Source organism: Marinomonas sp. FW-1 (assembly GCF_005222245.1).
In the GTDB taxonomy this organism is placed as follows: domain Bacteria; phylum Pseudomonadota; class Gammaproteobacteria; order Pseudomonadales; family Marinomonadaceae; genus Marinomonas; species Marinomonas alcarazii.
Genome location: NZ_CP025987.1, coordinates 3,899,932 through 3,922,417 on the forward strand (window position 1 = coordinate 3,899,932; position 22,486 = coordinate 3,922,417).

Annotated in this window: 19 protein-coding genes; 13 read left to right on the forward strand and 6 right to left on the reverse strand. The window is 46.0% G+C overall.

All coding sequences use genetic code 11. The annotated features are described in order from the left end of the window. Positions 1-44: 44 nt before the first annotated feature. The 7 genes from oppB to C1X04_RS18115 all read left to right on the forward strand — a co-directional run bounded on the left by oppB (position 45) and on the right by C1X04_RS18115 (position 6,750). Positions 45-965, forward strand: a complete 921-nt coding sequence (gene oppB, locus C1X04_RS18085; RefSeq protein ID WP_137170636.1) for an oligopeptide ABC transporter permease OppB — start codon at positions 45-47, stop codon at positions 963-965. A 12-nt stretch (positions 966-977) separates the two neighbouring features. After that, positions 978-1,904, forward strand: coding sequence for an oligopeptide ABC transporter permease OppC (gene oppC, locus C1X04_RS18090; protein ID WP_137170637.1), 927 nt, complete (start codon positions 978-980; stop codon positions 1,902-1,904). 9 nt (positions 1,905-1,913) lie between these two features. Continuing rightward, positions 1,914-2,903: an ABC transporter ATP-binding protein gene (locus tag C1X04_RS18095; protein WP_137170638.1), complete on the forward strand. Its 990-nt coding sequence runs from the start codon at positions 1,914-1,916 to the stop codon at positions 2,901-2,903. Then, positions 2,903-3,904, forward strand: coding sequence for a murein tripeptide/oligopeptide ABC transporter ATP binding protein OppF (oppF, locus tag C1X04_RS18100; protein ID WP_137170639.1), 1,002 nt, complete (start codon positions 2,903-2,905; stop codon positions 3,902-3,904). Before C1X04_RS18095 ends, oppF begins: the two co-directional genes overlap by 1 nt. Before the next feature lie 169 nt (positions 3,905-4,073). After that, positions 4,074-4,583: a hypothetical protein gene (locus C1X04_RS18105; protein ID WP_110577114.1), complete on the forward strand. Its 510-nt coding sequence runs from the start codon at positions 4,074-4,076 to the stop codon at positions 4,581-4,583. 3 nt (positions 4,584-4,586) lie between these two features. After that, positions 4,587-6,413, forward strand: coding sequence for a HAMP domain-containing sensor histidine kinase (locus C1X04_RS18110; protein WP_137170640.1), 1,827 nt, complete (start codon positions 4,587-4,589; stop codon positions 6,411-6,413). After that, positions 6,406-6,750 carry an Hpt domain-containing protein gene (locus C1X04_RS18115; protein WP_137170641.1) on the forward strand — a complete coding sequence of 115 codons (345 nt, stop codon included), beginning with the start codon at positions 6,406-6,408 and terminating at the stop codon, positions 6,748-6,750. The genes C1X04_RS18110 and C1X04_RS18115 overlap by 8 nt, the downstream gene beginning before the upstream one ends. Here the strand turns inward: C1X04_RS18115 and C1X04_RS18120 are convergent. The 6 genes from C1X04_RS18120 to C1X04_RS18145 all read right to left on the reverse strand — a co-directional run bounded on the left by C1X04_RS18120 (position 6,742) and on the right by C1X04_RS18145 (position 14,034). Next, positions 6,742-7,242, reverse strand: a complete 501-nt coding sequence (locus tag C1X04_RS18120) for a GAF domain-containing protein (protein ID WP_137170642.1) — start codon at positions 7,240-7,242, stop codon at positions 6,742-6,744. The two genes, C1X04_RS18115 and C1X04_RS18120, sit on opposite strands and share 9 nt — an antisense overlap. 120 nt (positions 7,243-7,362) lie before the next feature. Beyond that, complete coding sequence (phoU, locus tag C1X04_RS18125) at positions 7,363-8,076, reverse strand: phosphate signaling complex protein PhoU (protein WP_110577118.1); 714 nt, start codon at positions 8,074-8,076, stop codon at positions 7,363-7,365. A gap of 14 nt (positions 8,077-8,090) precedes the next feature. Beyond that, complete coding sequence (pstB, locus tag C1X04_RS18130) at positions 8,091-8,921, reverse strand: phosphate ABC transporter ATP-binding protein PstB (protein WP_110577119.1); 831 nt, start codon at positions 8,919-8,921, stop codon at positions 8,091-8,093. Positions 8,922-8,941: 20 nt separating this feature from the next. Next, a complete protein-coding gene (gene pstA / locus C1X04_RS18135; protein ID WP_245927079.1) occupies positions 8,942-10,654 on the reverse strand; it encodes a phosphate ABC transporter permease PstA in 1,713 nt (570 codons plus the stop codon). Continuing rightward, complete coding sequence (locus C1X04_RS18140) at positions 10,654-12,915, reverse strand: ABC transporter permease subunit (RefSeq protein ID WP_137170643.1); 2,262 nt, start codon at positions 12,913-12,915, stop codon at positions 10,654-10,656. Before C1X04_RS18140 ends, pstA begins: the two co-directional genes overlap by 1 nt. A gap of 150 nt (positions 12,916-13,065) precedes the next feature. Continuing rightward, complete coding sequence (locus C1X04_RS18145; protein WP_110577122.1) at positions 13,066-14,034, reverse strand: PstS family phosphate ABC transporter substrate-binding protein; 969 nt, start codon at positions 14,032-14,034, stop codon at positions 13,066-13,068. 377 nt (positions 14,035-14,411) lie between these two features. Here C1X04_RS18145 and C1X04_RS18150 point away from each other — a divergent pair, with 377 nt between their 5' ends. The 6 genes from C1X04_RS18150 (at position 14,412) to C1X04_RS18175 (ending at position 22,438) form a co-directional block, all read left to right on the forward strand. Continuing rightward, entirely contained in the window at positions 14,412-14,930 is a 519-nt protein-coding gene (locus C1X04_RS18150; protein ID WP_110577123.1) for a TRAP transporter small permease subunit, read from the forward strand. Continuing rightward, entirely contained in the window at positions 14,930-16,318 is a 1,389-nt protein-coding gene (locus tag C1X04_RS18155; protein ID WP_137170644.1) for a TRAP transporter large permease subunit, read from the forward strand. Before C1X04_RS18150 ends, C1X04_RS18155 begins: the two co-directional genes overlap by 1 nt. Positions 16,319-16,378: 60 nt before the next feature. After that, positions 16,379-17,338 (forward strand): NADPH:quinone reductase, encoded by a 960-nt coding sequence (locus C1X04_RS18160; protein WP_137170645.1) that lies wholly within the window; start codon positions 16,379-16,381, stop codon positions 17,336-17,338. Positions 17,339-17,545: 207 nt separating this feature from the next. Then, positions 17,546-18,319: an AraC family transcriptional regulator gene (locus tag C1X04_RS18165; RefSeq protein ID WP_137170646.1), complete on the forward strand. Its 774-nt coding sequence runs from the start codon at positions 17,546-17,548 to the stop codon at positions 18,317-18,319. 298 nt (positions 18,320-18,617) lie between these two features. Next, positions 18,618-21,740 carry a bifunctional proline dehydrogenase/L-glutamate gamma-semialdehyde dehydrogenase PutA gene (gene putA, locus C1X04_RS18170; protein WP_137170647.1) on the forward strand — a complete coding sequence of 1,041 codons (3,123 nt, stop codon included), beginning with the start codon at positions 18,618-18,620 and terminating at the stop codon, positions 21,738-21,740. A gap of 14 nt (positions 21,741-21,754) precedes the next feature. Continuing rightward, positions 21,755-22,438, forward strand: a complete 684-nt coding sequence (locus C1X04_RS18175) for a 1-pyrroline-5-carboxylate dehydrogenase (protein ID WP_137170648.1) — start codon at positions 21,755-21,757, stop codon at positions 22,436-22,438. The last annotated feature ends 48 nt before the right edge of the window (positions 22,439-22,486 follow it).

Below are 22,486 nucleotides of genomic sequence, written 5' to 3' on the forward strand. Positions count from 1 at the left end.
CCTAGCATTAGCCGTTATTTATAACGCCTAATCCGGTAATTTTTATGCTGACATTTATTTCAAAACGCATTTTAGAAGCCATTCCAACATTGTTGATTTTGATTACGGTTTCTTTCTTCCTAATGCACTCTGCTCCCGGCAGCCCATTTACCAGCGAACGCGCTTTACCACCCGAAGTGTTGGAAAACATTAACGCCAAATACCATTTGGATGAGCCGGTCATTAACCAATATTTTTACTATCTTGGCGGCTTGCTTCAAGGCGATCTTGGACCGTCTTTTCGCTACAAAGATTTCACCATCAATGAACTGATTGCACAGAGTTTCCCTGTCTCTGCTGAGATTGGTATCTGGTCTTTTCTTGTCGCGCTACTCATTGGTGTGGGTTGCGGAATTATCGCAGCACTGCGTCAGAACTCTTGGTTAGACTACAGTGTGATGGGCTTTGCTAACCTAGGTATCGTGTTACCAAATTTCGTTTTAGCACCTTTGTGTATCCTATTTTTCTCTATTTATAACCATTGGCTGCCACCCGGCGGCTGGAATGGCGGCGCTTGGCCTTATCTGGTGATGCCGGTCATTGCCATGTCCACCAGCTACATTGCACAAATCGCACGTATTACCCGTGGCAGCATGATTGAAACCATGCACTCCAACTTTATCCGTACCGCGCGAGCCAAAGGATTACCAAAGTATCGCATCATTTTTCAGCACGCTTTGCGCCCTGCAATGTTACCCGTTATTTCTTACCTTGGGCCTGCATTCGTCGGCATAGTGACAGGTTCTGTGATTGTCGACGTGTACTTTGGTACTGGCGGTATTGGTCAGCACTTTATCAACGGCGCATTGAATCGCGACTATTCCATGGTCATGGGCGTCACCATTTTGGTGGGTACATTAACGATTCTATTCAATGCCATCGTCGATATTTTGTACGCTGTTATTGATCCGAAAATCCGCTACTAAGGCCACGCAATTATGATTACTACAAAAGACAAAGTTCAGGCCGTCGAACAATTCGCCGAAAAAGTGGTGGAAGTTGAAGGTCGCAGTTTATGGCAAGACGCTCATCGTCGATTTTTTTCTAACCATGCCGCTGTCACTAGCTTGATAATTCTAGCGATTATTGCTGCTATCGCTCTAATTGGCCCCTTTTTAAGCCAATGGAATTACGATGATATCGACTGGGAAGCATTATCCGACATTTCCGTATTGGGTCGCCCAAATATAGAAAACGGTCACTATTTTGGCACCGACACCTTAGGCCGCGATATTTTTGTTCGCACCATGCAAGGTGGACAAATTTCCCTGTTGGTCGGCATCATGGGCAGTTTTGTGGCCATCATCATAGGCACACTTTACGGTGCAACCTCCGGCTACATTGGTGGACGTGTCGACAGTGTGATGATGCGCTTCTTGGAAATACTAAACTCTTTCCCTTTCATGTTCTTTGTGATCATTTTGATGACCCTATTTGGTCGTCATATCTTTTTGATCTTTGTCGCCATCGGTGCGATTTCATGGCTTGATATGGCGCGGATAGTCCGCGGCCAAACCTTGAGCCTAAAAAACAAAGAATACATAGAAGCGGCGTACGCTTGCGGCGTGTCGACACCAAAAATCATTTTGCGCCACATTGTGCCAAACGTGCTCGGTATCGTTGTTGTTTACGCCACTTTGTTGGTACCAAATATGATTTTGTTAGAGTCCTTTATCAGCTTCTTAGGCCTTGGCGTGCAAGAACCCATGACCAGCTGGGGCGCGTTGATTTCTGAAGGCGCGCAGAACATGGAGATTGCGATCTGGCAATTGGCGTGGCCACTTGGTTTCCTAGTTGTGACTCTGTTTTGTTTTAACTTCCTCGGCGATGGCTTACGCGATGCGCTTGATCCAAAAGACCGCTAAGGAGGCTTTATGAGCTTATCAAGTAAAAAGAATTTATTAGAAGTAAATAACCTTAAAGTAAACTTTAGAACACCCGATGGTTTTGTAACGGCAGTGAATGATCTGAACTTTACCTTGGCACAAGGCGAAACCCTCGGCATCGTAGGCGAATCTGGCTCTGGTAAAAGCCAAACGGCATTTGCCCTAATGGGCTTATTGGCTGGTAATGGTGTAATCGAAGGGGAAGCGCGCTTTAACGAGCAAAACATTCTTACCCTGAATGAAAAAGCCATGAACCGCATTCGTTCCAAAGAAATTGCGATGATTTTCCAAGATCCAATGACCTCATTGAATCCTTACATGAAAGTCGGCAAGCAGCTGATGGAAGTTTTGATGCTGCACAAAGGCATGAGCAAAGCCGAAGCGTTTGAAGCATCCGTGAAGATGCTCGACGCGGTAAAAATGCCCGAAGCGCGCAAACGCATGAACATGTATCCACACGAATTTTCTGGTGGCATGAGACAGCGTGTGATGATCGCTATGGCATTATTGTGCCAACCTAAGCTTCTGATCGCAGATGAACCAACCACAGCTCTAGACGTCACCGTACAGGCTCAGATCTTAACCTTGCTGAACGAGTTAAAAGACGACTTCAACACCTCTATCATCATGATTACTCATGATTTGGGTGTCGTAGCGGGTTTATGCGACAAAGTACTGGTGATGTACGCGGGTCAAACCATGGAATACGGCACCGCTGAAGATGTGTTTTACCGTCCAACACATCCATACACTCAAGGTTTGCTTAAAGCGATTCCACGTCTCGATAGTAATGACGAAAAGCTCTCCACCATTCCGGGCAATCCACCCAACTTGCTGCATATGCCGTCTGGTTGTCCATTCCAAGCACGCTGTGAATTTGCTAAAGAGCGCTGCGGAGAAAGCATACCACTGCTAGAAGAGTATGCACCGGGTCAACTACGAGCTTGTCATAAATCCGTTGATGGATGGGTCGCCTAATGAACACTGCAAACAACATTTTAATGGAAGTGAATAACTTAAAAGTTCACTTCAACATCAAATCAGACAATGCATGGCCATGGGAAAAAGGCCAAGCATTAAAAGCCGTGGACGGCGTAAATCTTACCATTTACGAAGGCGAAACCTTAGGCGTCGTGGGTGAATCAGGTTGTGGTAAATCCACCTTGGCGCGCGCGTTATTACGACTTGTGCCCATTACCGAAGGCAATGTCGTTTGGCTAGGGCAAGATCTGACGGATTTAGACAAAAAACAAATGCGCAGCAAACGCCAAGAGCTGCAAATGATCTTTCAAGATCCGTTGGCGTCTCTTGATCCGCGTATGACGGTGGGCGATATCATCGCAGAACCACTAAACACCTTCCGCCCGGAATTATCTAAGGAAGAAGTAAAGGCACAAGTCCGCGCCATGATGGATCGCGTGGGCTTATTACCAAACGTGATCAACCGCTACCCACACGAGTTTTCTGGCGGACAATGTCAGCGTATCGGTATTGCTCGTGCTTTGATTCTTAAACCTAAATTGGTCGTCTGCGATGAACCGGTTTCGGCGTTAGACGTATCTATTCAAGCGCAAGTCGTGAACCTACTAAAAGAACTGCAAGCCGAAATGGGCTTGTCTTTGGTGTTTATTGCACACGATTTAAGTGTGGTAAAACACATTTCAGATCGTGTATTGGTGATGTACTTGGGGAACGCGGTGGAACTCGCTAGCAAACGCTCCTTGTATGAGAACCCACAACACCCTTATACCAAAGCCTTGTTGTCTGCAGTGCCAGTACCGGACCCAAGAGCGGAACGGGGTAAGAAAATTCAGTTGTTAACGGGTGACTTACCTTCTCCTATTAGCCCGCCTTCTGGCTGTGTTTTCCGCACGCGTTGCCCTCATGCTAACGAAGGTTGTGCGCAGCAAAAGCCCATTCTGCAAGCTATCTCTTCAGAGCATCAGGTTGGCTGTTCACGTCTGGCTGAATTACCTTAAAGATCAGCCTCAGCCCTTTAGGTTCATCCTCTAAACCCTTTTGAAGTTAATCGAAACGGTTTAGAGGAACAGAACTGTAATATTCTGTTACCTCTGACTGATTTTTACCCACAAGCCTACGGTTTTTGTCTATCATGGACTCTTTTACAGAATGACTTAGAGTTCCCGTATGCGTTTATTGTCTTTTATATTCCTTGTTAGTGGTTTTTCCCTTGCTAGCTACGCTATTGCTGACAATATCCCTAGCTCCCCACAGGGCAGAATCGTTTTAACCGTATCTGGAACCGCCATTGCTGAAGACCAAGTAGGCTTTGATATGGCGATGCTCGACGCCCTGCCTCAATATACGGTGACAACGCACACGCCTTGGACGCAAGGGCCGCATACTTATCGGGGTTTTTCTGCTGTGGATTTATTAAACTACCTAGGCAGCAATGGAAACCTACTGCAGGTGACAGCACTTAACCAATATATGACCGAAATTCCCATCAGCGATTTTATCGACAAAGGGGCAATTTTCGCCACACGCCAAGATGAAAGGTTGATTAACGTTCGCAGCCTAGGCCCCATTATGGTGATCTATCCATTTGATGAACACGAAGAGCTCAGGTCTGAAGAAATTTATGGCCGCTCTATTTGGCAAATTTCTCATATCAAATCCATCTTGTTGGTACAGTAAATAATGCGCCTATTTCCAGAAAAAATGTGGCTATCCATCTTCAAACAGTGGGTACTGTATGGTTTTATAATTTTCATCATAACGGTGAGTTTGGCTATTTTTAGTATCATCACATACACCAACGATGGTTCGAAAAACAACAGCCGACGTGTTTTTGAAAGCTCATTGTGGAACGCTTTGCAATTGCAGCTGCAATCCTATCGCTTTCTGAACTACCTTATTGAATTAGATCAAAAAGCGCCGTCATTAAATGGCGAGGCTTTTTTTCGGTACGATGTACTAATGAGCCGAGTGGATCTACTAAGAAAAGGCGAGATTGGTGAGCTGATCCGTAATTTTGAAGGCGGTCGTACCACGCGATTGCTAAACATTATAAACGGTGAAATGGAATTACTGAGCTTTCAGTTATCGAAAATAGAAGCTGGCGACTACAGCTATCTGCCCACATTAGTGGAACGAATCAAAAGCATCGACACTCAGGTGAATGAGTTTGTCACACTGGTCAACAAAGGCAGCAACACATACATATCCGAACAACATAAAACACTGCAAAAAAACCTAGATACCATTCAATTACTGTCGATGATACTTGTCGCGTGTTTACTTAGTCTCGCCTTTTTCGCCATGAAAGGATTGGTCCAGCTTAGACATGTTTTTAAACTCAACAATAACCTCAACGACAACATTAAAGCCGTTCACGAAGACAAAGCCCGCATGTTGACCTTTATCAATCAAGAAACACGAGCGCCTATTAACGCCATTTTGGGCATCGCCAGCACACTCAACAATACCGAGTCCCCTAAAAACACCGAAAACCTTGCTAAACACATTCAAGAGTCTGGCAACCAATTACTGCAGATTATCGAAATGCTCTCAGACTTGGCCTTGATTGATGCGAAAAAGCTGACCTTGGTGCCAACAACCGAGCCACTCAAAAGCAGCATTGAAGACTGCCTCTCTCTATTTGAGTCGCAAATGGCGCGTAAAAACCTGCAAAGCATCGTCTATATTGACCCAAACTTACCAGACTTTGTTTGTTTGGATCTCGTTCGAACCAAAGAGATCATAGTCGCGCTTTTGCAAAACGCCATTAACCATACACCAACTGGCAGCATCAGTTTGCAAGTTCGCCCTTCAGCGTCTGCCGCTCCGGTCATACCATTACCAGCAGGCACCAAAGAAGTGAGCGTCATGCAAATCGTTCTAAGGGATACAGGCCAAGGCATGGCGGACGAACTGCAGCAAAACCTTAGAATTAACCCATCTTTACCGATGCAACAAGAAGGCCCTCTACCAAGCAAAGTTGGCTTGAGTTTGGCACTTTGTCACAAGCTCGTATATTTAATGAAAGGGGAAATGCATTTCTCATGTGCGCCACAAAAAGGCTGTGAGTTTTGGGTCGATATCCCGTTTTATATTACCGATTCAGCACCGACACTAAAACAACACAAGCCACCACAGTGCCCAGACAACACACAGGCCCTTCTCATCGAGACAGACGCTCAACTCGCAAAAATCATCAGCTTACAACTGGCGACCATGAACATCAGTGTTAGTGTCTCAAAAGATGGCAGCATGCAAGACAATAGACACTGTAACCTAGTCATTTTAGGCAATACAGCAAACTTTGAGCGAGATGGTCAAGATGCCCTGCAGCAATGGAAAAATAGATCCTGCCCTGTCATAAGCTACCAACCTCTTGCTATCAATAACCCAGACTTTCAAGTCAAACCCTTGCATTTTCCAATCACGCAAAGCCAACTTGAAACACACATTGCCACACTATTCGCCAACAAAAAGCCGTTCCAAGGGGCGACACAAAATGATTGATCACGCACACCTAAATTCACTTATCCAACTTATTGGAAAAGACACGATGAACGACATACGTTTGGAATTTATAACCGACAGCCAGGAGAAAATGGCTCTGTTGTTTCAAGCTTGGGATAACGAAGATTACGACACCATAAAAAATATTGGCCATTCGCTTAAATCCGCCAGTTTGAATATGGCCTTGCGAAGACTTGCCGAGCAATTCCAACAAATAGAAAGACTAGCGGCACAGCATAATAAACAAGACATGCAAGTGATCATGGATCACTTACCGGCCTTACATCAAGCGTCTTTAAAAGAGCTCGATGAGCTCTTTCTCAATGGCTTAAATTGACCAGTGCATATCGGTTGCAGCAATAAAGGTTGCTAAAAACGACTCCAACCCGGCTTGATCCGCCGCAGAAAAGCGGCCAACTTTCGGACTGTCCATATCAAACACTGCCATTAACTTGTCATTGACCACAACCGGAATAACCACTTCACTGGCCGACGCCGCATCACAGGCAATATGACCTTCAAATGCGTGCACATCCTCGATGCGCTGCGTTTGCAAAGTGGTGGCGGCTTTACCGCAGACACCTCGAGCAAACGGAATACGCGTACACGCAACCTTGCCCACATAAGGCCCCAGCACCAACTCTTCACCACGAGCAAAGTAAAAACCAGACCAATTCAAATCCGCCACGGTTTGCATCACAAATGCCGAAAACTGAGCCGCATTGCAAATAAAATCGCGTTCACCGCTTAATAAAGCCGCCAATTGAGTATTTAACGCACGATAGGATTCTTCAACAGAATCAGTAGGATGGGTTTCTATGGTAAACATGAGAGGCACCAGATATAACAAAAACCTGATGATAACAAAGTTCGCTAAATAGCTCAGCGTAAAATCGGCCTCTTGGCGATTATCATTGCAATAAACGCCAAGAGACCGTGACAGTAAGCTTTACTTTTTACTTACCTCTGTCGAAAGATCATTAGGATTGACATGGCGAACGTCCACGCCTTTCACCAAGAAGATCAAATGCTGGCAAGTATGGCGTGCATGGTCGCCAATACGCTCTAACGAACGCAACACCCAAATGACGTTGATAACGCGCGAAATACTGCGCGGATCTTCCATCATATACGTCACCAAGGAACGCATCGCCGTATTGTATTCTTGGTCTACTGTACGGTCTTGTTTGGCCACTTTAATCGCTGCTTCAATGTCTAAACGTGCATACGCGTCTAGTGAGTCGTGAATCATGCGCGTCACCATTTGGCCAATACGATTAATCTCCACATAACCACGTGGAGACTCACCTTCATTGATCAAGTTTAGCGTTAGATTGGCAATTTTCTTCGCCTCATCGCCCATGCGCTCAAGCTCACTTACGGCTTTGCTGATCGATAAGATCATACGCAAGTCAGAAGCCGCTGGCTGGCGTTTAGCTAGGATGCGGCGACATTCTTCGTCAATCAAGCCATCCAGCTGATTAACCGTAGCGTCTTGTTTTTTCACGTCTTCCGCTAACGAGCCGTTAGCGTCTAACAAAGCTTGTACGGCATCTTGCACCTGATTTTCTACTACACCGCCCATCGTCAAAAAGTGCTGGCGAAGCAGCTCCAGCTCGTTGTTAAACTGCTGAGAAATATGATCCGTTGTTAATTCTTTCATAATGCGTCCTCCGCCTAGCCGTAGCGGCCCGTGATGTAGTCTTCTGTTTGTTGTTTACTTGGGTTAGTGAACAAAGTGTTTGTATCGCCAAACTCAATCAAATCACCCATATACATAAACGCGGTGTAATCAGAAACACGCGCCGCTTGCTGCATGTTATGCGTCACAATCGCGATCGTGAACTCGTTTTTCAACTCATGGATAAGCTCTTCGATCTTCAAGGTTGAAATCGGGTCCAATGCTGACGCAGGCTCATCCAGCAACAACACTTCAGGTTTTACCGCAACGGTGCGGGCAATAACCAAACGCTGTTGCTGACCACCAGACATACCCAATGCACTTTCGTGTAGACGGTCTTTTACTTCATCCCACAAGGCAGCAGAACGCAGAGCCCACTCAACGGTTTCGTCAAGCAAACGCTTTTTATTAATACCTTGAATACGCAAGCCGTAAGCCACGTTTTCATAAATACTTTTTGGGAATGGGTTCGGCTTTTGGAACACCATGCCAACACGACGACGCAACTCAGCAACATCAGTGCCTTTGGCGTAGATGTTCTCATCACGTAAGTTGATTTGGCCGGTAATTCGGCATCCGTCCACCAAATCATTCATGCGGTTAAAACAACGCAATAACGTTGATTTACCACAACCAGAAGGCCCGATAAACGCAGTCACCTTTTTCTCTGGAATGATCATGTTTACGCCTTTCAGCGCTTCTTTCTCACCGTAATACAGGTGCAAATCGTTTACAGATAGGCAAACGGTTTCGTCTTCAATACGCAGCGCTTGCTGGCTACGCTGCATTGCTGAAATATCAATCGAGTGTGTTTTAACGTCGCTCATAATAATCTCTTCTCCGCCGCTTACATTTCCAGCGATTTGTATTTTTCACGTAAATGATTTCGGATCGTCACTGCTGACAAGTTTAATAGCGCAATCACAATCACAAGCAATAAGGCTGTTGCATACACCAAAGGTCGTGCGGCTTCTACGTTTGGACTTTGGAAGCCCACATCGTAAATATGGAAGCCTAAGTGCATGAATTTTTGATCTAAATGGATGTAAGGGTAATTACCATCTAATGGTAACGATGGCGCTAGTTTCACCACACCCACCAACATCAATGGTGCCACTTCACCGGCAGCACGCGCGACCGCCAAAATAACCCCTGTCATAATCGCTGGGCTGGCCATTGGCAGAACAACACGCCATAGGGTTTCAAACTTCGTTGCACCCAAGGCTAAGCTGCCTTCACGCACGTTACGAGGAATGCGTGACAAACCTTCTTCGGTAGCCACAATAACCACAGGTACTGTCAATAGCGCGAGCGTAATAGATGCCCACATCAAGCCGCCAGTACCAAAGGTAGGTGATGGCAAGGCTTCAGGGAAGAAAGCCTGATCGATGCCAGATCCTAGGAAGTATATAAAGAAGCCTAAACCAAACACACCGTAAACGATGGAAGGTACGCCCGCTAAGTTGTTCACGGCAATACGAATCGTACGAGTCACCCAACCTTGCGCAGCGTATTCACGCAGATAAACCGCTGCAACCACACCGAAAGGTGTGACGAGCACTGTCATCAGCAATACCATCATCACCGTACCGAAGATAGCTGGGAACACACCACCTTCTGTATTCGCCTCGCGAGGTTCGTCAGATAGGAATTCCCACACTTTGGTGAAGTAGAAACTCATCTTCTGAGCCACATTCATCGCATTAGGACGAAAAGCGTGAACGATCTTCGCTACTGGCATTTCGTGTTCTGTACCGTCCATAACTTGAACGATGAAAGTGTCACGGTTAATCTGAGCATAAAGATCGATCAGGCTTTGCTGTAAGCCTTTGTACTCTTCATCATATTGGCTACGTTCCGCTGCTAAGTCCGCTTCCGCAGCAGGCGTTAGTTTACCCTCTAGCTCTAAACGACGTTGCTCAAGGCGAATACGTTCTAGTGCGTAGTTGATTTTGCCAATGTCTTTTTTCTCAATTTGGTGGATTTCATCGAAAATTCTCGCAGCACGTTCAATGCTTTGTTCGAATACACTCCACGTCGCCAAAGCAGAATCTGTTGGCGTTAAATCATCCGTTTCAGAAACGATTGTGCCATTTTCCTTCACTGCTTTTAGGTAGCCGTATAAGTTGCCCCATTCACGACGTTCAGCGGTAAACATCATTTCTGGACGCTGAGTCTCTGTTAGGTACTCATCGATCACCCAACGGAAATCCGAACCATACACATCACGGTTACCGGTTTTCATTAAAGTACGCTGCATCAATTTGTGGTGATCAGGAATATCAATGCCCGCTTCACGTAGCTGAGCCGCTGGCACTTCAACACTTTCCACGCGTTCAGCGACTATGTTGTATTCAGGCTCACCAGGCAAAGCGTAGTGGGACTCCACAACGTCTGCTGGCCAAAAATGCCCTAGACCACGCACAGCGATCAACAGTAACAACCCCACCACCATGATGACAGAAATTGCCACAGCACCTGCGTTTAGCCACACCCATGGATCACCAGATTTTACCCATTCGGATACGGACTTTTTCTTCATTTTCATTTCAGTACTCATTATAGCGACCCGTATTTTTTGCGTAGGTGCTGACGCACGGTTTCAGCGATTGTGTTCACGATAAAGGTGAAGATAAAGAGCACAAACGCCGCCAAGAACAAGATACGATAGTGAGAACTTCCCACTTCAGACTCAGGTACTTCGACCGCCAAGTTGGCTGCCAGCGTTCGCATACCTTCGAAGATGTTGGCGTCCATAATCGGCGTGTTACCTGTTGCCATCAGTACGATCATCGTTTCACCTACAGCGCGCCCCATACCAATCATTACCGCAGAGAAAATCCCAGGGCTGGCCGTTGGTAGTACAACGCGAGTCATGGTTTGCCAGTAGGTCGCACCCAAAGCTAATGAGCCTTGAGTAAGTGCTTTTGGCACACTGAAGATGGCGTCTTCGGTAATCGAAAAGATAGTCGGGATAACCGCAAAGCCCATGGCAAAACCAACCACCAGAGCGTTACGTTGGTCAAACGTAATTCCAAGGTCCTGAGTAATCCAACCGCGAATATTGCCGTCAAAGAAGTTCAGCTCAATAATTGGACTCATTGCCAAACAAACCCAAGCTAAAAAGACAATCACAGGAATCAATAATAATGGCTGCCAGCCTTCAGGAACTAGCCAGCGAATGTTTTGCGGCAAGCGTGACCAAATATAAGCAAACAACAGAATGCCAACTGGTAACACCACAAAAACACTGAAAGTTGCTGCCAGGTTTTCTTCAAGGAAAGGCGCAAAAAACAGACCCGCTAAGAAGCCCAAAATAACCGTTGGCAAAGCTTCCATTAATTCGATCACAGGTTTGATCTTACGGCGCAAGGCTGGTGCCATGAAGTAAGCGGTGTAAATCGCCCCACAAATTGCCAATGGCACAGCCATAAGCATCGCGTAGAACGCCGCTTTCAAAGTACCAAACGCCAATGGCATCAAGCTGTATTTAGGCTCAAAGTCATTGTTCGCTGCAGAAGACTGCCAAGTGTAAGTCGGCTCTTGATATCCTTCGTACCACACTTGTCCCCACAAAGAAGACCAAGATACTTCAGGGTGTTCATTATCTACATGGAAGAAATGTACGCCCTTATCGTCTTCCAATAACAAACCGTTTGCCCGTGGTGCAAAGCTAATTAAGCGCGCATTATCATCGCTCAGCTTTTCATTCAGTACTTGACGAGTCGATGTGGCATTGTAAATCGCCACTAAGCCACGCTCATCCAATGTAGCAAAGCCTTTACGACGTTGCTCCATTGCTAAATCAACAATAGCAACAGGCTGTTTAACATCACGAATAAAGGTTAATTTTTCTTCATTCGTATCATTATCACGAACATTGAACCATTGGCTCACTCGACCAGCAGAGTCGGCCACCATGATGGAAGATTTGCCTAGCAGATACGTCATAGATACCAGTTTAGTATCGGCATCCTTAATTAAATCAATCTCATCTTTTAGTTCAATGTTATCAAAATCACGAAGATCAAATTCGCTCATAGCCCCACTACGCGTTGCAACATAGAGGTAACGTTGATCACCACTAAGAAGCATACTAGCGACATCCGGAACGAATGGCAGTGACTCGCTCTGCTCGCTCAATTCCACTTCTTCGGTAATGAAGTTAACGTCTTTGGTTACCTTAGTGATTGCGCTTTTTGAGTCGCCAATCGCGGCCATGGTTAGACTGTCGCTGCCATCGCGGAGCGTTAATTTGTTGATCGCAAAATCCGCAACATCAATTGGTTCTTCACCATAAGGGTATTCCACCACAGGGGTGATCTTACGAGTGCCATCAGGGTAGGAGATTTTGTAATCATGTTTTACGATTAAGGCTTTGCCATCCTCGTAACCAAACGCCATTAAACGACTGGTATCAGATTCAACCGCAAAGGCGGTAACCTTTTCAGAGCGAATATTTTTGATGTTGTCGATTACACTGCCATCAGCAACAGAGAAAAAGACAATACTGCCATTACTCGTCACTCGCATGCCGACTTCAGATTGCTCTTCAGTGGTTAAATAAAGACTTTTACCTTGATCTTCCGCAGGCAAAGAATAGCTTGCTTCACGATCAATACTGGCGCTAGAAAACAAAGGCGCCACTTCATAAAGTAAGTAGAAACAAATCAGCAGCACAGCCAAAATAACACTGCTGCCCCCTATCGCAATCCCCATTCCGGCCATACGGTCTTTCAGGGAACGAATTTTACGATGACGCTTTAAAGCTGGTGTATTGAAATTCAGCTCAGGCATCTGATGGTCAGTTGATTTAGTCATCCGCATTCATCTTTGTTGTGTGACAATTATATGTGACAGTAGTGTGACATCCATATATGACAGTAGTGTTACAGTCTACGAAACAAAGAAAATAGGAGAGCATTTCGGCCCTCCTATTTAAAACATCTCATTCGTAGCTCGCTACAGCGCTTAGTTAATACCCAAATCGTTCAGGTATTTAGTAGCAACTTTCGCTGGAAGAGGAACATAACCGTCTTTTACAACAACCTCTTGACCCATTTTAGAAAGTACCATTTTAATGAATTCGCGTTGTAGTGGTTCAAGCGGCTTGTTAGGCGCTTTGTTCACGTAAACGTATAGGAAACGAGAAAGTGGGTATTTACCAGTCGCTGCGTTTTCAATTGTTGCATCGATGAACTTACCGCCTTCTTTCTTAGTCAAAGGCACGGCACGTACAGAAGATGTTTTGTAACCGATACCAGAGTAACCAATACCGTTAAGAGACGTAGAAACAGACTGTACAACAGACGCAGAACCTGGCTGCTCGTTTACAGAGTTTTTGAAGTCACCTTTGAAAAGCGCGTGCTCTTTAAAGTAACCGTAAGTACCAGATACAGAGTTACGACCAAACAACTGAATATCACGATTTGCCCAAGCGCCTGTTAGGCCAGCTTTGCCCCAGTTTGTGATGTCTTCGCTGTGTCCGCCCTTACGAGTAGAAGAGAAAATGGCATCCACTTCTGGAAGAGACAAACCTTTGATTGGGTTATCTTTATGTACGAAAACCGCTAGCGCATCGATTGCTACAGGAACCGCTGTTGGCTTGTAACCGTATTTTTTCTCAAACGCTGCGATCTCTTTGTCTTTCATTTGACGAGACATAGGACCGAAGTTTGATGTACCTTCAGTTAATGCTGGTGGCGCAGTAGAAGAACCAGCCGCTTGAATTTGAATGTTTACATTTGGGTATAGGCGCTTAAAGTCTTCCGCCCACAATGTCATTAGGTTCGCTAGGGTGTCAGAGCCAACACTTGAAATATTGCCAGAAACGCCACTTGCTTTGCTGTAAGACATCAAATTTGAATCAACATCTGCAAAAGCGTTAACAGAAACGCCTACTGCCGCTGTCATCGCTAAACCTGCAACTAGTTTTTTCATCACATAAACCTCAGTGGTTGTAGTCAAATATTTATGAGCAACTGCCCATAGCTCGTTCGATGTTTTGTACTATAGAAAAGTTATGTGACAAAAATGTTAAACCATGAAATATTTCAAAATTAATTTGATCGCCTAGCAAAATAGCGGTTTTCAGAATGTCTGCGATTCTCATTCAAACGTCAGTTTCCGCGCATTACAGCGATGTTTTTCAGTAAAAAACATCTAATTTCTTATAAAAGGTCTCTAACTTGCTATTCAAGAGTCCTCTCATATTCCCAAGCATGGCGTTATCCAATAGACTTACCATCCGGATTTTTCGGGCAAAATTGCCTGAGTAGATATCCGATAAAAATGATTAAAAAACTGTGGGTACTTTAATGTTAAATAAATTGGTCAGTTCCGCCGAGGCCATTTCCCATTATCTGGGCAAATGTGTTGCTTGGCTAACATTGGCGATGATGCTACTTACCTGCCTCATCGTGTTGTTACGTTATGGCTTTGATATTGGTTCGATCGCATTGCAAGAATCTGTTCTTTATCTGCATGCTATGGTTTTTATGTTGGGCGCGGCCTATACCTTTAAAGACGATGAACACGTGCGTGTTGATGTCTTCTACCGTGATTTTTCTGTTACTAAAAAAGCTTGGGTCAATATCATTGGTGGCATTTTCTTTTTGCTGCCTTTTACTCTTTATACCGCTTATTTAAGCTTGGATTATGTCAGTGCAGCTTGGCGCGTATTAGAAACCTCTCCAGAGCCTGGTGGTTTACCTTTCGTTTATCTGCTGAAAACACTCATCCCTATTATGATGGTGACTCTTATCATTCAAGGTGTTGCCGATATTCTGAAAAATATTGGTGTTATTACTGCTAAAAACGCGGAAGGACAAAACTAATGGTTGAATTTATCCCTTTATGGCTGTTTGCCGCTGTTTGTGTCTGCTTACTGTTTGGTTACCCTGTGGCGTTTTCTTTGGGCGGTACAGCCTTAATTTTCGCGGCGGTAGGCTCTGCCTTTGGTACATTCGATGGCGTCTTTCTAGAAGCTTTACCAAACCGTTTATTCGGTATTATTGGTAACGAAACTCTGATCGCTGTCCCGCTGTTTGTATTAATGGGCGTTTTGCTCGAAAAATCCAAGTTGGCTGAAAAGCTACTGGATTCTATGGCCATGCTATTTGGCACTATGCGCGGTGGTTTGGGCATTTCGGTTATTTTAGTCGGCATGTTGTTGGCGGCGAGTACTGGTATTGTGGGTGCCACTGTCGTAACGATGGGGATGATCTCGCTACCGACTATGCTGCGTCGTGGTTATGATCCTGCGCTTGCAACCGGCACAATTTGTGCGACGGGAACATTAGGGCAAATCATTCCGCCTTCGATCGCTTTGGTTCTGTTGGGCGATGTTATGTCCAATGCGTTCCAAAAAGCGCAGCTGGAAATGGGCATTTTCTCGCCAAAAACCATTTCGGTTGGCGACTTGTTTGTTGGTGCTTTGATTCCAGGCTTAATCCTTGTCGGCCTATATATTCTTTATGTCATTATGGTGGCTTGGTTACAGCCTCACAAAGCCCCTGCTGTGCCTCGTGATGAATTGCGTAATGGCTCCAGCGAGTCCTTGGTCGTCCAGTTAATCAAAGGTCTGCTACCGCCTTTGGTACTGATTTTTGCCGTACTTGGTTCTATCCTAAGCGGGATTGCAACGCCAACAGAAGCTGCTGGTGTTGGTGCTTTTGGTGCTGCACTATTGGCTTGGGGTAGCGGTAAACTAAGCTTCCCAACGCTAAAAGACGCCGTGTTCTCAACCACAAAAGTCACCTGTATGGTGTTCATGATTCTGATCGGTGCCTCTTTGTTCTCATTGGTGTTCCGCGGCTTCGGTGGTGAAGAGCTAATTCAAGACTTCTTCTCTCAGCTACCTGGCGGTGTTGTGGGTGCCATGATTGTGGTGATGTTGCTGATGTTTTTCCTTGGCTTCATTCTAGACTTTATTGAGATCACTTTTGTGGTCGTGCCAATCGTAGCACCTGTACTATTGGCTATGGGTCTGGATCCAATTTGGTTGGGCATAATGATGGCGATCAACTTACAAACATCCTTCCTGACACCACCGTTTGGCTTCGCGCTGTTTTACTTGCGTGGTGTAGCGCCTCCAGAGGTTAAGACTCAGTCAATCTACAAAGGGGTGCTGCCTTTTATCCTTATCCAGGTCTTTGTATTAATCCTGTTGTCGGTCTGGCCTGAATTGGCGACTTGGTTACCAGAACAGGTCTACACAGATTAATACGAGTGCGTTTGAACAACTTATGAAAAACAAAAATACTCATTAAGTTAGGACAAAAACATGAAAGCAATGCAAATGAAAGACTACGGCCCAGCCAGCGATTTATCGCTGACTGAGGCTAATACGCCAAGCATTAGCGAAGATCAAATTCTCGTGAAGGTAGGCGCTGCTGGTGTCAATCCAGTGGATACTTATATCCGCTCTGGCACCAACAACTATTCCGCTAATTTCCCTCATACTCCGGGATCTGATGGCGCGGGTACTATTGTTGAATTAGGCGCTAAAGTCACGGGCTTCGAAATTGGTCAGCGAGTTTACTTCAGCCGCAACCTAACAGGTTCCTCTGCCGAATTTACCGTTTGTGCCGCCACTCATACGTACCCATTGGCCGATGCTTTGTCTTTTGAGGAAGGCGCTTGCCTTGGTATTCCATACACTACCGCTCACCGTGCTTTGTTTGGCCGTGCCAATGGTAAAGCTGGCGATAAAGTGTTGGTTCATGGTGCAACAGGCGCGGTAGGTATTGCGACTGTGCAGTTAGCGTTGGCGGCGGGCATGGAGGTGGTTGCCAGTTCAGGCACCGCAGCTGGCGCTGACTTATTACGCCAGCAAGGTGTAACCAACATTATTATGCACAATGAAGCGGATCACCTAGCGCCGTTTCAATCTCTAGAAGCTGGCTTCGATATCGTGATCGAGATGCTGGCAAACCATAACTTAGATCAAGACCTAAAAGCCTTGGCCTTTGGTGGTTGTGTTGCCGTTGTTGGCAACCGTGGCACGGTTGAAATCAATCCTCGCGATTTGATGGCCCGCGATGCCTCTGTGGTTGGAGTAGCCTTGGCAAACACCAAACCTGCCGAGCTTGCCTTGATTGCAAAAGCCTTACGCCCATTGTTTGAAAAGGGCCTTCTAAAGCCCGTTATTCGTCAAAGCTATGCGCTAACAGAGTTAGCTCAGGCCCATGAAGATGTATTGAAACCGGGCGCCTTAGGTAACCTGATTATTCGTATTAGCTAATAGTAGCGAAGACGACTCAAACACCGCGCCTTATTGCTTGATCAACGGAATAAAGCGCGGTGTTTACTATTGCTCTTAAAACAAACATTTACACCGCATTAAAACACCATTCAGGCGGTAAAATCCGCCATCTTCACAAAAATCCGCTACTAAATAAGCCTTAAGGCCGCTATACTTTCTCACTTATGTTTATTCAAAAGGTGCACTTTGACTCAGTCTGATTCCGATGTTTTCAGTCTACCTGCCGAAGCGGACACCCATGATCACGATTACCACCAACTAGTGGTAGTGCTAGATGGCAACACCGATTTCGACATCCAAGGTAAAAGCAAACAGCTGCATACAGGTGAAGGTTGTATCCTTCCATCTGCGAACAGCCATGCCTTTGCAGGATTGGGTGAAAACCGCATCATGGTGGTCAACCTGCCAATCCCACCGCAAAAAAGCATAACTGACGAAGAATACGAAGTGGTTTCGCGCTTATTTGATCAAGCAGCGTATTTTCAACTTAATCCCCGTTTGCAGATTCTGGCGTCCGCCCTCTCTGGCGAATTAGAACAATACCCAAATGACCTAATGTTAGCCCGAGCCTGCGGCAATACACTGTTAAGCGCCATACGCCATCAAATCAATAACAAAGATGTCCGTACCCGAGGCAACCATCTTGATATCGATAAACTAGACCAATTTATCGAATTGAACCTGTCTCGCCGTGTGCATATCGATCAACTTGCGAATTTTTGCTTTTTGAGCGTCAGCCAATTTCACGAACGCTTTAAAGACAGAACCGGCATGACGCCGCACCAATATCTAATGCGCAAACGTCTAGAGCGTGCTCAAAGTTTACTAGTGGAAGGCTTCCCACCTATTCAAGTAGCGGAAATGTGTGGTTTCTCCAGCCAGAGCGCCATGACCAATGTGTTTTCTCAAACGCTTGGAATTACACCGTTAAAATACCAAAAACAATTTGGTGGCCGCTAAACCAGCAGAAAAAACGCCCCATAAATAAGCACCACAGGCTTTCCTCTATCTCGCCTGCACAACATTAAATCACCTTGACATTTATTCTTCATAAGTCGGACTTTCTTATAAAAAAAAACGACTTTTTCGAAAGACAATTTATCCCTTCTGTCACTAAAGTGTCAGCATTATCCAGACATGCATTTTTTTGATTCTGCAAAGTGAAAATTAGTCAAAAGAGTGCTTAATGCTCTATAACAATATGCGGCCTTAATAAAAAACCATCCAGTTTTTTATGTTTACGCGGGAGAACCCAACCATGTTTAAAGCGATTGAGGTATTACAACCTAACTTCATTCAGCGTCCACTTAATGAATTGTGGCAGCTTATTTCCCCTCTTTATAATATGGACGAAGAGAAGTGGTTAAAGGAATTATTACCGTTGGCAAAGCCGACTGACGTCGAGCTAGAAAACCAAACCAATGCCGCTGCAAATTTGATTGCCGACGTTCGCCAAGACGACGACAGCATGTCAATGATTGACGCCCTGTTGCTAGAGTACAGCCTAGACACCAAAGAAGGCATCTTGTTGATGTGTTTGGCTGAAGCCTTGATGCGCGTGCCAGATGCGGAAACCGCCGATGCGTTTATTAAAGACCGCTTGAGCGTTGCCGATTGGGCCTCTCACGCCAAAAACTCTGATTCCTTTTTCGTAAACGCTTCCACATGGGGTCTATTGCTCACGGGCAAAATCGTCACCATGAGCGAGAAAAAAGACGGCACACCAGCCAACTTGGTTAACCGTATGGTAAACCGTGTATCTGAGCCTGTGATTCGTAAAGCGATGAACCAAGCCATGAAAATCATGGGGCACCAATTCGTTCTAGGCCGCAGTATTGAAGAAGCCTTGTCGCGTGGTAAAAGCTACCGAGACAAAGGTTACACCTACTCTTTCGACATGCTGGGTGAAGCCGCACTAACCGCTGCAGATGCTGACAAATACCTAACGTCTTACATGAAAGCCGTCGAATCTGTCGGCAAAGACACCTACAGCCAAAAGCACCGCCCAACCATTTCTATCAAGCTTTCTGCTTTGCACCCACGCTACGAAGTCGGTTGTGAAGAACGTGTAATGACCGAGCTTTTCGACAGCGTTAAAGGCTTGATCATCAAAGCTCGCTCGCTAAACGTAGGCATTACCATAGACGCAGAAGAAGCCGACCGCTTAGAACTGTCTTTGCATTTGTTTGAAAAACTATTCCGTGACGAATGCACCAAAGGCTGGGGCTTGTTTGGTCTTGTCGTTCAAGCTTACTCAAAACGTGCTCTACCGGTTTTAGTGTGGTTAACAGCACTTTCTAAAGAGCAAGGCGATCGCATTCCGGTACGTCTTGTAAAAGGCGCTTATTGGGATTCTGAGATCAAGCTTTGCCAACAACGCGGCATCAATGGCTACCCAGTTTACACTCGTAAAGAATCCACTGACGTGTCTTACTTGGCGTGTGCAAACTTCCTATTAAGCGAACACGCTCGTGCAAACATCTTCCCTCAGTTTGCCAGCCATAACGCACACACTATTGCGACCATCAGCTGCATCGCCAAACAATTAGGCGCCAGCACTGACGAATACGAATTCCAACGTTTGCACGGTATGGGCGATGCCCTATACAACCGCTTGATCAAAGACAGCGACATCTGCGTCCGTATTTACGCGCCAGTAGGCAGCCATAAAGACTTACTTCCTTACTTGGTTCGCCGTCTGCTTGAAAACGGTGCGAACAGCTCATTCGTTCACCGCTTGATTGACGCCAGCTACCCAATTGCTGATTTGATCGATCACCCTGTGACAACGCTTGAAAGCCGTAAGTCATTGGCGAACCCACATATCAATTTACCAGCTAACCTGTTTGACGACCGCAAAAATTCGTTTGGTCCAAACATTGAAATTGATTCTGACTGGACGCCTTTCAAAGCCAAAATCGACGCTTTCATGGGGCAAGATACCCAATGGCGTGCTTTCCCTATCGTTGGAGGTGAGAAAGTCACCACTGGACAAACACACTCAATCAAGAGCCCATACGATCACAGTCAAACCGCAGGTCAAATCGACTGGGCAGACACAGCGACCGTTACCAAGGCTATTGACCTTGCTGAAGCCGCTTTTCCAGCTTGGTCTGCACGTCCAGCGACAGAACGTGCTGACTGCCTAGATAAAATGGCTGACTTGATGGAAAAAAACTACGCGGAACTGATGGCGCTTTGCCATCGTGAAGCAGGTAAAACCATTCAAGACAGCATCGACGAAGTGCGTGAAGCCGTGGATTTCTGCCGCTACTATGCACAACAAGCTCGTAGCCATTTTGCCGATCCAACAAGCTACACAGATTTCTTAGGTCAAGAAAAACAAGCCAAGCTAAACGGCCGCGGCGTGTTCACTTGTATCAGTCCATGGAACTTCCCATTGGCAATCTTTACAGGCCAAGTGGTTGCCGCTCTTGTTGTTGGTAACACTGTGGTTGCCAAACCTGCTGAGCAAACCAGCTTAATCGCTTTCCGCGCTATTGAAATGCTACACCAAGCAGGCGTTCCAACTGACGTACTTCACCTATTACCAGGCGATGGCGCGACTGTTGGTGCCCCACTTACTAGCGACAAACGCATTGCGGGTCTTGCCTTCACTGGTTCCACAGGTACAGCACAATTGATCAACCGTACTCTAGCGGCTCGTGGTGTTGCACCTGTACCAGTCATTGCCGAAACCGGTGGTCAAAATGCGATGTTGATCGACTCTACGTCATTGCCAGAGCAAGTGGTTCGTGACGCGGTTCGTTCAGCCTTTGCTTCTGCAGGGCAGCGTTGTTCTGCATTGCGAGTCATGTTCGTACAAGCAGACATTGCAGACCGTGTCATTCCAATGATCAAAGGCGCGATGCAAGAACAAACGGTAGGTTTGCCTTACCTACACAGCACAGACGTGGGTCCGGTTATCGACAAAAAAGCCCAAGACATGTTGCTTGAGCACATCGAACACATGACCAAAGAAAGCAAACTGATTGCTCAAGCAGCGCTTCCAGAGTTCGCGAAAAATGGGACTTTCGTTGCGCCAACGGCATTTGAAATCAACAGCATTGACCAGCTAACGGATGAGAAATTTGGCCCTATCCTTCACGTTGTTCGCTACAAAGCACGCGACTTGGATAAGATCATCGACACCATCAATAACTCAGGCTTTGGTTTAACTATGGGGGTTCACAGCCGTAACGAAACCACTTGTGCTCGTATCGCGAGCCGCGCTCGTGTTGGCAACCTTTACATCAACCGTGACCAAGTCGGTGCTGTGGTTGGCGTCCAGCCATTTGGTGGACAAGGCTTATCTGGCACAGGACCTAAAGCAGGTGGTCCACATTACCTTCAACGCTTCGCTATTGAGCAAGACCTTTAAGGGGAGACATTACTATGACAATCGTACAACCTATCCAAATTCAGGTCGCTCAGAAAGTCTTCGAAGCATGGGACAAGCTTGGTGTGCACGGCCGTGCAGAAAAACTGCAAAAAGCCCTTAACACCTTCCCAGATGCACAAAGAAAAATGGCCGCTTGGCAAATAGACAATGCTGAAAAATCCATTGCCGAAACTCGCGTGATGCCAGGACCAACCGGTGAGCGTAACGAGCTTTCAAACCAAGGCCGTGGCGTATTTCTTTGCTCGTCTTTTATTGAAGGCGAGAGCGCAAAAGTCGGCTTAGTCGGTCAAGTATTCACAGCGCTTATTGCAGGTAATCCTGTCATTACAGTTGGTCCAACAGGCCAAGAAATCATGGATAAGATTGCACCATTCGTACCTGAAGGTGTGGTACAAAACATTGCAGAATCTGCGCAAGATTCCTTGATCGAAGCCGATCATCTTGCCGGTGTCGCAACACTTTGTGATCCAGCGCAAGCACAGCAGCTTAACCAGCGCCTTGCAGCCAAAAGCGGCCTAATCTGCCAATTGGTTGAAGAAACCGATGCTAAGAACCTAAGCAGCATTGCTAAGCCACATTATCTACTGCGCTTTGTTACCGAACGCACCGTGTCTAACAACACAACCGCAATCGGCGGCAACGCGACACTGCTTGAATTGGGCAGCATGAACGACTAATACTCGCTCTGACAGAATACCTATAAAACGAAACAGCCCTTCTTGGGA